The organism is Bradyrhizobium sp. YCK136 (assembly GCF_044570075.1).
GTDB classification, from domain to species: Bacteria; Pseudomonadota; Alphaproteobacteria; order Rhizobiales; family Xanthobacteraceae; genus Bradyrhizobium; species Bradyrhizobium diazoefficiens.
On the sequence record NZ_CP172424.1, the window covers coordinates 4,647,698 to 4,662,977 of the forward strand.

General features: G+C 60.1%; 15 protein-coding genes. 13 read left to right on the plus strand and 2 right to left on the minus strand.

All coding sequences use genetic code 11. The features are described from left to right. From ACFLEY_RS22705 to ACFLEY_RS22750, 10 genes are all read left to right on the plus strand, one after another. Nucleotides 1-510, plus strand: coding sequence for a phage tail protein (locus tag ACFLEY_RS22705; RefSeq protein ID WP_396604906.1), 510 nt, complete (start codon nucleotides 1-3; stop codon nucleotides 508-510). Further along, nucleotides 510-737 (plus strand): tail protein X, encoded by a 228-nt coding sequence (locus ACFLEY_RS22710; protein WP_253623480.1) that lies wholly within the window; start codon nucleotides 510-512, stop codon nucleotides 735-737. Before ACFLEY_RS22705 ends, ACFLEY_RS22710 begins: the two co-directional genes overlap by 1 nt. Nucleotides 738-808: 71 nt before the next feature. Further along, nucleotides 809-1,945, plus strand: coding sequence for a phage late control D family protein (locus tag ACFLEY_RS22715; protein ID WP_396604907.1), 1,137 nt, complete (start codon nucleotides 809-811; stop codon nucleotides 1,943-1,945). An 18-nt stretch (nucleotides 1,946-1,963) separates the two neighbouring features. After that, a complete protein-coding gene (locus ACFLEY_RS22720) occupies nucleotides 1,964-3,130 on the plus strand; it encodes an N-acetylmuramidase domain-containing protein (protein ID WP_253623482.1) in 1,167 nt (388 codons plus the stop codon). Continuing rightward, nucleotides 3,123-3,551 (plus strand): hypothetical protein, encoded by a 429-nt coding sequence (locus ACFLEY_RS22725; protein WP_396604908.1) that lies wholly within the window; start codon nucleotides 3,123-3,125, stop codon nucleotides 3,549-3,551. Before ACFLEY_RS22720 ends, ACFLEY_RS22725 begins: the two co-directional genes overlap by 8 nt. Nucleotides 3,552-3,570: 19 nt before the next feature. Further along, a complete protein-coding gene (locus tag ACFLEY_RS22730) occupies nucleotides 3,571-3,759 on the plus strand; it encodes a hypothetical protein (RefSeq protein WP_259243027.1) in 189 nt (62 codons plus the stop codon). Beyond that, nucleotides 3,756-4,088: a hypothetical protein gene (locus ACFLEY_RS22735; protein ID WP_253623485.1), complete on the plus strand. Its 333-nt coding sequence runs from the start codon at nucleotides 3,756-3,758 to the stop codon at nucleotides 4,086-4,088. The genes ACFLEY_RS22730 and ACFLEY_RS22735 overlap by 4 nt, the downstream gene beginning before the upstream one ends. A 183-nt stretch (nucleotides 4,089-4,271) precedes the next feature. Continuing rightward, a complete protein-coding gene (locus tag ACFLEY_RS22740; RefSeq protein ID WP_396604909.1) occupies nucleotides 4,272-6,236 on the plus strand; it encodes a hypothetical protein in 1,965 nt (654 codons plus the stop codon). Nucleotides 6,237-6,275: 39 nt separating this feature from the next. Further along, entirely contained in the window at nucleotides 6,276-6,944 is a 669-nt protein-coding gene (locus tag ACFLEY_RS22745) for a hypothetical protein (protein ID WP_396604910.1), read from the plus strand. A 17-nt stretch (nucleotides 6,945-6,961) separates the two neighbouring features. After that, complete coding sequence (locus ACFLEY_RS22750; protein WP_396604911.1) at nucleotides 6,962-7,174, plus strand: hypothetical protein; 213 nt, start codon at nucleotides 6,962-6,964, stop codon at nucleotides 7,172-7,174. Here ACFLEY_RS22750 and ACFLEY_RS22755 read toward each other — a convergent pair. Beyond that, nucleotides 7,171-8,013 carry a DUF3037 domain-containing protein gene (locus tag ACFLEY_RS22755; protein WP_396604912.1) on the minus strand — a complete coding sequence of 281 codons (843 nt, stop codon included), beginning with the start codon at nucleotides 8,011-8,013 and terminating at the stop codon, nucleotides 7,171-7,173. The genes ACFLEY_RS22750 and ACFLEY_RS22755 overlap by 4 nt on opposite strands. Next, nucleotides 7,997-8,659 (minus strand): hypothetical protein, encoded by a 663-nt coding sequence (locus ACFLEY_RS22760; protein ID WP_396604913.1) that lies wholly within the window; start codon nucleotides 8,657-8,659, stop codon nucleotides 7,997-7,999. Before ACFLEY_RS22760 ends, ACFLEY_RS22755 begins: the two co-directional genes overlap by 17 nt. A 567-nt stretch (nucleotides 8,660-9,226) precedes the next feature. On the opposite strand from ACFLEY_RS22760, the gene ACFLEY_RS22765 reads away from it, so the two are divergent. Genes ACFLEY_RS22765 through ACFLEY_RS22775 form a run of 3 tightly spaced genes read left to right on the plus strand, consistent with a single transcriptional unit; the run spans nucleotide 9,227 to nucleotide 15,256 of the window. Further along, the gene (locus tag ACFLEY_RS22765; RefSeq protein WP_396604914.1) at nucleotides 9,227-12,007 is read left to right on the plus strand and encodes a class I SAM-dependent DNA methyltransferase; all 2,781 of its coding nucleotides are present in this window, start codon (nucleotides 9,227-9,229) and stop codon (nucleotides 12,005-12,007) included. Then, nucleotides 12,004-14,070, plus strand: coding sequence for a DEAD/DEAH box helicase (locus ACFLEY_RS22770; protein ID WP_396604915.1), 2,067 nt, complete (start codon nucleotides 12,004-12,006; stop codon nucleotides 14,068-14,070). The genes ACFLEY_RS22765 and ACFLEY_RS22770 overlap by 4 nt, the downstream gene beginning before the upstream one ends. Continuing rightward, complete coding sequence (locus tag ACFLEY_RS22775; protein ID WP_396604916.1) at nucleotides 14,063-15,256, plus strand: GIY-YIG nuclease family protein; 1,194 nt, start codon at nucleotides 14,063-14,065, stop codon at nucleotides 15,254-15,256. The genes ACFLEY_RS22770 and ACFLEY_RS22775 overlap by 8 nt, the downstream gene beginning before the upstream one ends. Nucleotides 15,257-15,280: the final 24 nt, after the last annotated feature.

The window sequence follows — 15,280 nt, forward strand, 5'->3', positions numbered from 1 at the left end:
ATGGGCCTCGGCTCTTTGAACCCGGTTGCGCCGGGCGAGGACCCCACGACCGGCCTTATCCTCTTCTACGTTCCGCTGCCCGGCGTCGACACTCCGACGTTCGAGTCATTGCAGCGCGACGCCCAATTCACCTGGGTCTCCGCCGACCGACTGTCGCGAGATCCTGCGATGCAGTTCGTCGGTCCCGGCGAAGAGCAGTTCGTCGTCGAAGGCAAGATGTATCCGTACCATTTCGGCGGCCTGTCCACCCTTCAGCGGCTGCGCGAGGCAGGCCGCGCCGGCAAGCCTATGATGCTCGGCCGGTTCTACCCGCTGACCGATCCGGTCGGATACTCCCTGGAGAACCTCGGCAACTTCGTCATCAAGCGCGTGCGTTCGGTCGAGAGTAAGATCGGAGCGGTCGGTATCGCTCACAAGATCGACTTCACACTCGAGTTGAGCCGTTACGGCGACGACCTCGGCAAGAACGCTACTGACGAGGCGCCGATCACCACGAGGATCAATCTCTGATGGCGACGGTCACCTACGTCACGAAGATGTTCGATCGCCTCGATCGCATCTGCTTCGAGCGATACGGCTCGACGTCAAATCAGATCGTCGAATGGGTCATCGAACAGAACCCGGGCATCGAGGAGCGCGGCATGGTCCTGCCTCTCGGGCTCAAGATCGATCTTCCAGAGGCGCCCCGCACGCTCACCGCTCCCCCGGTGCTGAAGAAGGTCTTCCTCTGGGAATAATTCCCCCTGGCTCATATTTGGGTCAGACAGGCCGTCCTTCGGGGCGGCCTTTTTCATTTTGGAGAGTGTGCGTGCCCACAGGTTACACCCCGATCTACCGCATCTACAAAGGCGGGGTCGACATCACCGACCGCTTCAATGATCGGTGTACCCAGATCAAGGTCGATCTGACGGCCGGCGGCGGCGACTCCGACCACTGCACCATCACCCTTGACGATCGCGACTGGGCGATCTCGCGCCCTTTCCCCGGCGAGACGCTGGGCATCTGGCTGGGATACGAGGAGATCGGACTTGCCTTCATGGGCACGTTCAACATCTCCGACGTCATCTTCACCGGCCCGCCGCGCGCGATCCAGCTGGTCGGCGAGTCCGCAGGGTTGAACGACTTGCAGAAGGCTCCCGTAGTCAAGGAGTTCGCCAACCAATCGCTCGGCGACATCCTCGGAAGCATGGCCGGGCAGAGCGGTCTCGGGTCCGCGATCAGCGGAAATCTCGCCGGCATCACGATCCCGTTCAAGAACCAGATCACCAGCAACTACCACATGATCCATGAGCTGGAGCGCATGTACGGCGCCGTGGCGAAGGTCGTGAACGGGCAGCTGCTGTTCATCAAGCGCGATGGGCTGAAGAGCGCAAGCGGCGTCGATATGGCAACGCTGATCCTCAACCCCGCGCACTTCGGCCAGTGGAGCGTCAAGCACTCCAGCCGTCCAACCGCGGGCTCCGTGCAGGCGTCATGGTGGGACGACAAGGACATGATCCGACGCTGGGTCGACCACGCTGCCGGCGGCAAGGACTCTGGAGGCCAGACCTTCGGTGGTCCCGTCCAGCTCGGCGGAGTCTTCAACAGCGCCGCAGAAGCGCTGGCAGCCGCGCAATCCAAAATGGAAGCGCTCAAGCGGGCAGAAATGACCGCGAAGTTCGATCTCGCCAAGGGCGATCCCTGGATCCGAGATCAGCAAGCAATTCTCGTCACCGGAATGAGAGATGGCATCGACGGAGGTTTCCTCGTCGACAAAGCCACCCACACCTACGTCAGATCTTCGGGCATCAAGACGACGCTCGAATGCAAGGCGTCTGGACCAGGCGATAACCTGGCGTTGGCGAGCAAGGAGTTTCTCCAGCCGATCGGGAACGAAACTGTAGGCGACCTTCTGAGTCACGGACTCGTGCCGCCAAACATCAAAGACATCTACCCGATCATGTAAATCCCCAACGAGAGTCAAATGTTCAGCAAAGAGATCATCGACGCCATCGTCGCGGCGGCGAACGAGAACGGCTGGCCGGCGTCCGCGCTGCTGGCTGTTGTCGAGTGCGAGACCTCGGGCAAGCCGTTCGAGCAGGACAATCGCACGCCTTCGCTGCTCTTCGAGCGGCACAAGTTCTACTCCGAGATGGCCAGTCACGAGCCGAGCAAGCTCAAGGCAGCCATCAAGGCCGGCCTCGCCATCCCGAAGTGGAGCCGGAACACCCAGTACAAGGACCAGGGCACCTCGGCTGGCCGCCTCGCAGTAATCGCGCGGGCAAGGCAGATCGACGAGGAAGTCGCCAACAGAGCGGCGTCCTGGGGCCTTGGCCAGACCATGGGCTTCAACGCAGAGCGCCTGCACTACGAGAACGCGACCGCCATGGTCGCCGAGTTGTCGAAGGGCGTCGCCGAGCAGATCGAGGCCCTGGTGCGGGAGATCAAGTCGAGCAAGCTCGACCGCTTCCTGAAGGCCAAGGACTTCGCGTCGTTCGCCAAGGGCTACAACGGCCCCGGCTACAAGCAGAACAACTACGACGTTCGCATCCGCAACGCAGACGCCGTCTGGGCTCGCCGCCTGGCCAACGGCTTCGAGGCCAAGCCGAGCAAGACCATCACCGTGATCTACCAGTCCAAGCTCAAGGAGCTGGGCTACCCGGTTGGGAAGATCGATGGCGACTGGGGCGATCTGACTACGGGCGCGACCTCCGCGTTCCAGCGGAAGGAAGGCCTCAAGATCACCGGTCACCCGAACGACGAGACCACGCAGCACCTCGAAAACGCCACCGCGGATCAGGCTCGCGAGCCAGCCGCTGAGCGCCAGACGGCGACTGTCGACGATCTCCGGGCCACTGGCTCGCAGACGGTCGCAGCGGCCGACAAGGGCTCGCTGGTGTCGAAGATCCTGGTTGGTGCCGGCGCCGTGGGTGGCGCGTCCCAGACCGGTCTCCTCGACCAGGCTCAGGACATGGTCGGTCAGGTGCAGGCTGCGAAGAGCGTCCTCGACTCCGTCCGAGACCTCGCTACCGGCCTCGCGCCGTACTGGTGGGTCGGCGTGATCGTGGTCGGCTTCATCACCTGGCGCTTGTACGGCGACGTCATCAAGCGCCGCCTCGAAGACCATCAAGCAGGAGTCCACCTTGGATAAGTTCCTCGAAAAGGCGAGGGCATTTTTCGGCACCACGGCGGGCAGGGTTGTTGCAGCCCTGCTCGTCGCGGCGGCGATCCTTGCCTACACGCATCACCGCGGCGTCGTCAGCACGACCGCAAAACTCGAGCCTCAGATCGAGCAACTGAAGAAGCAGCTCGCCGAGGCGCAGGCGAAGCCAGCGGCTCCCGAGATCCCGTACTGGCAGTGCAATGGTCCTAAAGAGACCAGGCACCCACAGTGCCGTGACGAGGAGGCTGAGGCCCAGCTCGCCGAGCGCGTCGCGCGCACGGAACAGGACAACGAGAAACTCGCAAAGAAAGTAGCAGACTATGAAAAGCAGCTGGCTAAGCGCGCTGCGAAAGCTGGGGCTTTTACTCTGTCTCCCGCTGACGCTCGCAGCCTGTCAAACATTAAGTGAAGCCCCGCGGCAGGACCGCGTGGACCTTCAGGCGTGTCTCCGGATCGCCCAGACGGTCGAGCTTCCCGCGATCAAGGCCGGCGCCGACGCGCGCGCGGTGATCGCCCGCTACCGCGCCGCGCTCATCCGGGCCAACGGCAGCATCCGAGACACCCAGGCCTGCATGGCCCTGCTCGATAGGGCAGAGAAGAATGGCCTCCTCGAATGAGCCTCGCCGACGTCACCCTTGAAACCGTCCTCAGCCTTGCGGGGCCGATGATCGCTGCTGCCGGCCTCGTCAGCGGCGTCTGGTACCGCATGGAGAGCAAGGTGGAGAGCGTCCGTAAGGAGGGCGCCGCCGCGGTCCATGTGGTCGAGAAGGAGCTTTCCGAATTCAAATTGAAGGTCGCCGAGGAGTACGCCTCCTGGGAGACCGTGAAGAGCATCGAGACGAGGCTGACCGAGCGAATGGACAACCTCTCCGAAAACGTAATGAGGATGCCGGACCTGATCGTCGATCGCATCTTCAAAATGGTCAATATGAGCGCTGGAAAGTAACCGGCGCCGCTCACCTGTGACTTCGCCCCTAGACTGCCGGTTTGCACACCCCGCAGTCTAGGGGCTCTTTTTTTATGCCTTCTGGGAACCCCAAAGCGAACGCAAAAAGCCCTGCAATTTGCACGAATGCAAATAATGTGCTAGGGAAAATGCGAACACAATCCACCTATCCACAGAGGTTCAATGCCCACGCCGCCCGTGCCGAACGACGAACGCGCCCGCAGAAAAGCCGTCGTCGAGGACCTGCTCAAGCTGGGGTACCACCCGCAGGGACAGAGAGGGGGCCTGGCATCCGCCACCAAGACCGCGGAGCGCCGTGAAGGCATCAACTATCCCCGCTGGGTGCGGGACGAAGAAGCCCAGCGCGACAAGGGCAAGCCGCATTATGCGGTCGACTGGTCGCTCTACATCCCGCCTGCGCTCGCCGCCACCGTCACCCGCGGCGCCGAAGAAGCAGGCGAAGAACTGTCCGCCGAAGACCACGCGCACAAGCGCGCCGTGGATCTCTCGACGGAGGTTACCAATCTCATCACCTCATCGAACTACCCGGTCATCAACCCGGATGCCATCTTGATCGACTCCTACCTCGTCCGCCGCTACGATCGGTCGGTCGGTGGTTACGTCATCAAGGAGGGCACACCGCGGACGTGGATGACCGACACCCTGCGTGTCGCCCCGATCACGAATCCGCGGAACCAGAACTTCATCTTCACGGGCGCGCAGAACGATGCGCCGCTCCACGAGGAGTTCTGGGCCAACCTGCTGGCCTATGCCGAATACCTGAGCGCCAAGATCGTCGTCGGTCCCTGGACCTACGAGACGCAGTGGTGGGCGGAGAACAACCCAACGGCGCGCGCGTACGCGACCGAGCTGTCGCCCTATCTGTGCTTCGGCCAGATGAAGATCGGCGACAACTTCGTGTTCTGCGGCGAAATGAACACGCTGCCGACAGCCTCGCAGCCGATCTCGGACTTGGTCACCTACAGCCGTGGCCGCTGGGCCGTGTTTCCGCACGCCAAGCGCCAGCTGAAGTCCGTGCCGTCCACCGACCCGAACGTCCAGGCCCACCAGGTCATGACGTCGGGCGCTGTCACGCGCCCCAAGGTCATCCCGCGCAAGGCCGGCGTGAAGTCGATCTTCCACCAGGTGGTGGGCGCCACCGTGGTGCAGTTCGACGACGAGGGCGACGTCTTCTGCCGGCAGATCTCGGCCAGCGACGACGGCGCCTTCTATGACCTCGACGCCCGCGTGGCGAACGGGGAGGTGACGACGGGCCACCGGGTCCGCGCGATCACGTTCGCCGACATCCATGTCCGCAAGCTCGATCCCGCCAACACCATGGCGACGTTCGGCTGGGACATGCGCGGCAACGTGGCGAAGTACCGGAACTCGGTCGTGGACGTGCTCAATCCGGAGCACATGATCTACCACGACATCTTCGACAACGAGCCGGGCAACCATCACCACGTTGGTGACAATGCCTACAGCTACGAGATGGCCATCCGCGGGCGCGACAGCCTCGAGTGCGAGGTCTTGCAGTGTGGCGACTTCCTGCTGCGCACCCTCGGCGAGGACCGCCTGGGCATCGTGGCAGAAGGCAACCATGACCTGGCGCTGGAGAAGTACGCGCGCGAGGGCAGGTACCGGAATCACGGCATCAACGTTCGCTTCGGCCTCCAGCTGGAGGATGCGTACCTCGGCCACGTCGAGGCGCGATCGCACGCGCTCGACAACGATCTGCCGGTGCCGCGCTTCTCGCTGCTGGAGCACGCCGTTCGTCTGAAGTACCCGCAGCTCGGCGACAAGATCGAGTGGTGCCATGACGGCTACAGCCGTCTGATCGATGGCATCGAGGTCGGTAACCACGGCTTCCGCGGCGCGAATGGCGCCAAGGGTACCGTGGCCGGCTTCGCCCGCATGGGTCGCAAGATGACCATCGGCGACAAGCATTCCCCGGAGATCAACGAAGGAGTCTATGTGTCTGGCGCGATGAACCTACGCCACGGCTACAACAAAGGACCGAGCGGCTGGGCCGTCTCGCACGTGATCCAGTACGCGGATGGCAAGCGAGCGCTGATCACGCTCCAGAAGGGCAAATGGCGACCAGAGAAGCCGGTGATCCGGATGCCGGCGACGTCCCTTGCCTAGTCGTTTGCATGAATTCAAGTTTGTGAAAGGAGAGAGCAAATGAACTTGGTGATCGGTCTGTCGGGGTTTGCTCAGTCGGGTAAGACGACTGCGGCCCTGTACCTGGAGCAGAAGTACGGCGTGCGCCGTAAGCACATCGCAGAACCGCTGCGGGCGATGCTGGCGGTGCTTCTGAAAGCGAACGGCATGTCGGCCGACATGATCACTCGCTACCTGGAGGGCGATCTCAAGGAGTGCATGATCCCCGAGCTGGGCGTCACGTCCCGCTACGCGCAGATCACGCTGGGCACCGAGTGGGGTCGCGAGCTGATCAATTCCGATCTGTGGGCTGACACCTGGGCTGCCGGCGTCGCGGATGGCGAGTCCGTGATGAACGACTCCGTCCGCTTCCCGAACGAGGAGCAGGCGATCCAGCAGCTCGGCGGCTTCACCATCCTGATCAAGCGCCCGGGAACCAAGCCGGCGAAGTTCTCCTGGGGCTGGATCGGCGAAAAGCTCTACGACTGGTTCGGCGTGCTCTGGGGTGCTCACGACAGCGAGCGCACCGACCTGCTCAAGCCGGACTACATCATCCACAACGACTCGAGCGTCGAGCAGCTCTATCTCGACATCGACACAGCCGTGAGACACTGGCAGGAGCACGGTCGCTCCTCCGGCACCACGCAGGTGCAGTTCGGTCTGGTAACGATGGCGCTGAGCCGGGTCTGATGGAGCAGTCCCGCGTTATGTCGCTGGTTGAGGTGGCGACGTCGAGCCTGATCGGGTTCGGCGTCTCCATCTGGGCCAATTACGCCGTGCTGCCGCTGTTCGGGTATCGGGTGAAGCTCGCTGAGAGCTTCGCCATCACCCTGATCTTCATGGTGATCTCGATCATCCGCAGCTACTTGGTTCGCCGGTTCTTCGCCTCCTGCGTCAAGCGGTTGTTCCCCGAGATCTAGCGCGTCGCCCCCTCCTTCGGAGGCGAGTAAGCGGCGGTGATCCATTCATGCACAAACTTCTCCCGCTCAACTGTTTTTTCCCAATCGATGATCTCGGAGGCATGCATTTTTGCTATCGCTAGGGCTTCATCGATCCTAGCGGCAGGTCCTTTTGCGCGATACGCGAAGACGCGCTGCTTTGCCTCAACTTCGCGCTGCGCAACATCCAACGTGACGACCCCTGCAAACAATGCCGGCGGTGGAGGACCGTCTTCTTCAAGGTCGAGATCAACGAGTTCGCAGACGCGCATAATGCCGTTCATGAGTGCGAGGTCCGCTCGAATGCTTGGCCTGCTCGGAATCGGCCATTCAGGTACAATCTTGTGCTCAGACAATGCACCGGCGTCGCCGATGGCGGCTAAAACCTTCTCTCGACGAAAAACCTTGCGAACCTCTGTCGCTAGTTTTGAACTAGCCCTTATTTTTGACAATGAGGATCGCGGCGTCGCGACAAATGTCGACAACAACATCGCAATCTGCGCCGAATAAGCCTCCGGCTTCTCTTCGTTCACGGTGAAGGAGCCAAGCTCTCCCAGAGCAAAAGCACCAATCTTCGAAAGCGCGCGGTGCCGCTCGCGAGCGGAAAGGGGAGCCGACCCAAGCCGCTTCAAGACATCTAAGCTCTTTTTGAGCTCACTTTCGTTTAGCTCGGGAAAGAGGATACGTGCGCGCGTCAAAACTTCCCCGACGCTGATGTCTACCGATGAGTCGTGGAAAACGATCACGCCTAAGTTGATGCTCTCCCCTCGTGCCAAATCGGGAACGAGCCTCAGAACGGCAAATTCAAATGTACGTGCCATCTTTCAAGCCTCTTGCGATTTGATCCGTTCTCGCTGTTCGACCACCATCACGCCACCAAATAACGATTTCGTCTCGGTCCGCTACTGGCAGCCAATCGGAGGGGATCGCGGTTAATATCGCCTCAATTTTGGAAATGGGCAGCTTTCGAAGTCGATCAATAACATCCAGCGCAGCCGCGAGATCGTGCCCATACGGCTGGACCACGCTCTTAAACCACACCCGGGTCGCAGAGTTTAAAAGAATCAAGGGGTCAAGGCCCGGAGTGGTTTTCCCTGGATGCAAAGCCACATGACTGAAATCGATAGCAAAGACTACCAACGCATTGGATTCATTCAAAATAAGGTAATTCCCGGGATGCCGATCCCAGTTTGCGCAGAACAAGTCGAACGCATAAATTCGCGTCAGATGCATTCCGCCATCATGGATCTGCCCGCTTAGCAAGTGCTGGAGGCAGCTGGCCTGATCTCTTCCGATGGTCGATTGTTCTCGTCTCGATCCGAAAAGCTGGCGACCAGAAACGTCCTCTAATATTTCTGGAGCCGAAGCCGCAAGGCCTATAGCTTTCGCGATGGAAAGCCAAATGAATTCACTGGCTCGCACGAAGGGGGCGGCCGGCGGCGCGTCATCCTTGATGATGTAACACAAGCCATCGTCCGCGCGCACCCACCAGGGGCACGTTGCCCCATCGCCAACAGGGGCAAGCCTAGCAGAAACTCGTTTTGGGAAGAGCTGATGCTGCGTCACTGGCGCGTCTCAGAACGCCCTGTGCCTTGCTGACGGGCAGCCATGCCCAGTCTATTCATTCGTTTGCTCCTCAGACCCAGAGGCCATCCAAGCGCAACTTGCGGTGGAGGGCAAGGGAAGCGCGCGAAAGCGCCCCCGAAAAGGGATGGATTGCGCAAATCAGGCGGGCGGATCGATGTTGCCGGACCATCCGACGCCTAGCCACAGTCTGATTGCCCCGGCGGGGCCGATAATCACAGAAAAGTTGCGCTGGGCCCACTGGCCGGTATCCAGCGCGCCATACGACTTTTGGTGGTAAGTACAGGCGCTTGTCGCGGGAAAAAAGGTTAGACTAATCCGGTTGATATGTGCGACTCGTCAAAATCGGTGAGCCCGGTCAAGAGCCCGGCCGCCATCGCCCCGGCTAAGGAAATCGAAGTTGAGGCGAAACAATGCGAAACTTGAAATGCATCTTGGGGCAGGAACGATATGAACGCGGTCGAAATCGAAGAAGCGATTTCGGCTCTCGCTGAGCAGGCATTCGACCCGGTCGAGTTCCCTTTCGCTTTCCTTCTAGCTTTCGGAAACAAGGAGACGACGATCAAACGGCTGCGCTCAGGCGCATCGAATAAGTCCGACCTGGGCGGCGTCCTCCAGACGAACAATATCCACATCGCGGTCTGTCCGCCGGGCGAGGTCACAAAGACTCTTACCGCGCTGAAGGCCAGCCCGGCGACGTCCAGGGCTAAGGCGCGCTTTATCCTCGCGACCGACGGGGCGGACTTTGAGGCCGAGGACTTGGAATCGGACGACCCGCCGATTGCTTGCGCCTACCCGGACTTCCCGGACCATTTCGGCTTCTTCCTGCCGCTCGCCGGGATCACCACCGTTAAGCAGGTTCGCGACAGCTCTTTCGACATCCGGGCCACCAGTCGCCTGAACCGCCTCTATGTCGAGCTTCTCAAGGATAACCCGGATTGGGGAACGGTGCAGCGTCGTCCCGACATGAACCATTTCATGGCGCGGCTGATCTTCTGCTTCTTCGCCGAGGACACCGACATCTTCAACGGGAAGCGTCTGTTCACGGGTACGATCGAGCGGATGAGCGCGCGAGACTCGTCCAACACCCATGAGGTGATCGGCGGGTTGTTTCTCTCCATGAACACGAAGATCGAGGATCGCGACGCGGCAAAAATACGAAATTGGGCTGGCGCATTTCCCTACGTGAACGGAGGGCTGTTCTCAGGCAACTTGGAAGTGCCGCGCTTTAGCAAGATCGCGCGCTCCTATCTTCTTCACATCGGCAATCTGGACTGGACCAAGATCAACCCAGACATCTTCGGCTCAATGATCCAGGCGGTCGCCGACGACGACGAGCGCGGCGCGCTCGGCATGCACTACACCAGCGTGCCGAACATTCTGAAAGTACTCAATCCGCTGTTTCTCGACGACCTGCGAGCACGGCTTGTGGAAGCAGGTGACAATCCCCGCACGTTGCTCAACCTGCGCAAGCGCCTATCGAAGATCAGGGTGTTCGATCCGGCATGTGGCTCGGGCAATTTCCTCGTCATTGCCTATAAGGAGATGCGGGCCATCGAGGCCGAGATCAATAAGCGGCGTGGCGAAGCGGACCGCCGTACTGAAATCCCGCTCACGAACTTTCGGGGCATCGAGCTACGCGACTTTCCGGCCGAGGTTGCGCGCCTCGCCCTCATCATCGCGGAGTTTCAATGTGATGTGCTCTATCGTGGACAGAAGGAAGCTCTTGCCGAATTCCTGCCGCTCGACGCTCAGAATTGGATTACGTGGGGCAACGCGCTGCGGCTGGACTGGTTCAGCATCTGCCCGCCGACGGGTACGGGCGTCAAGCACCATGCGGATGATCTGTTTCACACGCCCCTGGATCAGGCACAGATCGACTTCCAGAATGAGGGGGGAGAAACCTATATCTGCGGCAATCCGCCTTATCTTGGCTTCACTTGGCAATCGGCAGAGCAGAAATCAGAACTGCAAGCCATATTTGAGGAACGGACAAAAAGCTGGAAGTCCCTCGACTATGTTGCCGGCTGGTTCATGAAGGCAGCCGACTACGGCACACAAACGAACGCTGTAGCAGCCTTTGTGTCTACCAACTCGATTTGTCAGGGCCAGCAGGTGCCGATCCTCTGGCCACTGATCTTCCAAACTGGGCACGATATTACGTTCGCGCACACATCATTCAAATGGGCAAACCTTGCGAGCCACAAGGCCGGCGTCACCGTGGTGATTGTTGGGATTTCAAATCACGCGGGCAGGCTGAGACGACTGTTCTCAGTTGCAGATGACGGAAGTGCCATTGCCAAGGAAGCGGAGCACATCAACGCCTATTTGGTGGACGGGCCGGATGTGATTGTCGAGAAGGCAAGCCGGCCAGCTCAAGGCTTGTCGCGTATGGATTTTGGCAACAAGCCCGTCGATGGAGGGAACCTTCTGCTTACGTCAGGAGAGCTTTCAGATCTTGGCCTGACGGCGGACCAGCATGCGCGGTTTATCCGCCGTATCTACGGATCGGCGGAGTTTATTCGCGGGTCGGAGCGATACTGTTTATGGATCGAGGACGCGCACCTTGCAGAGGCGATGCAAATTCCGGGCGTTCGACAGCGTGTCGATGGTGTTCGGGCCATGCGACTTGCAAGTCGGGACAAGAGCGCGAACGAAATGGCCGTCCGCGCCCATCAGATGCGGGAGATGAATATCGGGGTCAAACATACAATTTGTGTGGCAGCTATTTCCTCCGAAAATCGTCCGTATCTCCCTTGTGGGCTCTTGGGTGACGATCAAACCGTTACGAACAAGATGTATGCCCTCTATGATGCCCCCCTTTGGAACATGGCGCTGATCGCGTCGCGCCTGCATTGGGTCTGGATCGGCGCAGTCTGCGTTCGACTGGAGATGCGCTTCTCTTATTCCAACACGCTGGGCTGGAATACTTTTCCGGTGCCCACCCTCACCGAGAAAAATAAAGCCGACCTGGCTCGTTGCGCTGAGGACATCTTGCTAGCCCGCGAGACGCATTTCCCGGCGACGATCGCCGATCTGTACGATCCCGACGCCATGCCCGCCGATCTGCGCGAGGCGCACGAGCGCAACGACGAAGCGATTGAGCGCATCTATATCGGCCGCCGGTTCCGCAACGACACTGAGCGGCTCGAGAAACTGTTCGAGCTTTACACCAAAATGACCGGATCATCGGGGCCGGCCAGGAAACGAAGGGCGGGGGCGAGCGCATGACCGACGAAAAGAAATCAGTCCCCTCCGTCTCAGTTTCTTATTCCCGCAACGGTACCTCCACCAAGGCCAACGCGCTTGGCATGCGGCCCATGCAGGAGCGCGCCTACGAAAGGCGCGGTGAGCAGTATCTTCTCATCAAGTCGCCGCCGGCCTCTGGCAAGAGCCGGGCGCTCATGTTCATCGCGCTCGACAAGCTCCACAATCAAGGGCTCAAGCAAGCGATCATCGTCGTGCCGGAGAAATCCATCGGCGCGAGCTTCCACGACGAGCCGCTGACCAAGTTCGGCTTTTGGGCCGACTGGACCGTTGCGCCCAAATGGAATCTTTGCGACGCGCCCGGAAACGACAATGGCGGCAAGGTCAATTCTGTCGGCGCTTTCCTTGGTGGCGACGACAAGGTGCTAGTCTGCACCCACGCTACTTTCCGCTTCGCGGTGGACAAGTTCGGAGTCGAGGCGTTCGACGACCGGCTGATCGCCGTCGACGAATTTCACCACGTTTCGGCGAATCCGGACAACAAGCTCGGCATACACCTCGGCGAGTTCATCGCCCGCGACAAGGTTCACATCGTCGCGATGACCGGCTCCTATTTCAGGGGCGATGCCGAGGCCGTGCTGGCCCCGCGCGATGAAGCGAAGTTCGATACCGTCACTTACACGTATTATGAGCAGCTCAACGGCTACGAATACCTCAAGCGGCTCGACATTGGCTACTTCTTTTATTCGGGCTCCTATGCCGATGATATCCTGAACGTGCTCGATCCGGCCGAGAAAACGATCATCCATATCCCGAGCGTCAACTCCCGCGAAAGCACGAAGGACAAGATCAAGGAGGTCGAGCACATCATCGAAGAGTTGGGCGCATGGCAGGGGCCCGACCCCGCGACTGGCTTCCAGCTGGTCAAGACACCGGCCGGCCGCGTGCTCAAAATCGCCGATCTGGTCGACGACGATTCCGCGAAGCGTGACCGCGTTTCTGCCGCGCTAAAAGACCCAGCGCAGAAGAACAACCGCGACCATGTAGATATCATCATCGCTCTTGGCATGGCGAAGGAAGGCTTCGACTGGATTTGGTGCGAGCACGCGCTGACGGTGGGCTACCGATCGAGCCTCACCGAGATCGTGCAGATCATTGGTCGCGCGACCCGGGACGCTCCGGGCAAGACGCGCGCGCGCTTCTCCAATCTGATTGCCCAGCCGGACGCCGCCGACGAGGCCGTCAGCGAGGCGGTGAACGATACCTTGAAGGCGATAGCGGCGAGCCTGCTCATGGAGCAGGTACTTGCGCCTCGCTTCGAGTTCAAGCCGAAGAACCCCACGAGCGGCCCGGTGGAAGGGTTCGACTATGGGGACGGGGGCTACGACCCCAACAAATGTAATGTCGGCTTCAACGGAGACACGGGGCAATTCCAGATCGAGATCAAAGGTCTGACCGAACCAAAGAGCAAGGAAGCGGCTCGCATCTGCCAGGAAGATCTGAACGAGGTCGTTGCCGCCTTCGTTCAGGACAAGACCGCTATCGAGCGCGGCCTATTCGACGAGGAGCTGGTGCCGGAGGATCTGACCGTTGTTCGGATGGGCAAGATCATCAAGGACAAATATCCAGAACTTGACGAGGAAGATCAGGAGGCGGTGCGCCAGCATGCCATCGCCGCCCTCAACCTGACGCAGCAGGCCAAAAAGATTGCGCTAGAGGGAGGGGCAGGCGGCGACCCCGAACAAGGCGCCAACACGGCCCTGATTGACGGCGTGCGCAGGTTTGCGATGGACGTTCGCGAACTCGACATCGACCTTATCGACCGAATCAATCCGTTCGGCGAGGCTTACGCTATCCTCGCCAAGACGATGAGCGAGGACAGCTTGAAACAGGTGCAGGCGGCGATTTCCGCCAAGCGCACGAGCCTAACGCCTGGCGAAGCGAAGGAACTCGCTCTGCGAGCCTTCAAATTCAAAAAGGAGCGGGGGCGGCTCCCCTCGATTAGTTCGACAGATGCTTGGGAAAAGCGGATGGCCGAAGGCGCTGCCGCCTTTGTTCGTTTCAAGGACGAGGGCCGCTATGACTGACCTCGACCTCGACGAACTGCGCGCCGAACTGGACGACTTCGCTCAGCCCGATAAGAAGGGCGGACGCTCCGCGCGCGAAGAACGCATCATTGCCGGGTTCGAAGAAATCCAGCGCTTTTTTGAGAAGCACGGCCGCGCTCCGCAGCATGGCGAGGATAATGACATTTTTGAGCGGCTCTATGCCGTGCGCCTCGACCGTCTGCGCGCGCTTGAGGAATGTCGTTCGCTTCTTGTGCCGCTCGACTATCAGGGATTGTTGAGAGGAACGGAAAGCGCCTCCGCGCCCGAAGAGTCGGTGGACGAGGACGAGTTGCTGGCCGAACTGAGAGATGCGGCAGGCGCATCCGATATCACCGAACTCCGCCATGTCCGCACCAGTGCCGAAAAGCGTGCCGCCGAGGAAATCGCCAATCGCGAAAAATGTGACGATTTTGAGAAGTTCAAGCCGCTATTCACGCAGCTCCAGAACGACCTGAATTCTGGCGTTCGGACAACCCGGCCCTTCGTGAAGGATGCCGGGTTCCTGAAAGCGGATATTACCAAGGGGCAGTTTTTCATTCTTGGCGGTCAGATTGCCTACGTCGCCGACGTTGGAGAAACTTTCAAAGCCCCGAATGGCGAGTTTGATGCACGTCTGCGTGTGATCTACTCCAACGGGACCGAGAGCAATCTGCTGCGCCGGTCCCTCCAGCGAGCATTGTACAAGGATGAGGCCGGAAGGCGGATCACCGAACCCACCGCTGGTCCTCTGTTCGCCGACGAAAACGATGACGGAGACCTAGCGAGCGGGACGATCTATGTCTTGCGCAGCAAGTCCGACCATCCGGTAGTCGCAGCCCATCGCGATGTTCTACACAAGATTGGCGTGACCAGCGGGGATGTGGAGCGACGTATCGCAAACGCGAAACTCGACCCTACATTTTTGATGGCCGAGGTGGAAGTCGTCGCGACTTACGAACTCTACAACGTCAATCGCACCAAGCTCGAAAACCTCATCCACCGCATCTTTGGCCTGGCTCAGCTCGACGTCGAGATCAAGGATCGCTTTGGGAATCCTGTGATCCCGCGCGAATGGTTTCTTGTACCGCTGTTCGTGGTCAACGAAGCGGTTGATCGGATTAAGGACGGAACGATTACAGACTACAAATACGATCCGAAAGCAGCAGCATTGGTCCGTGTAGCCTGACTTCGATTGACGGCTTGCGTACAG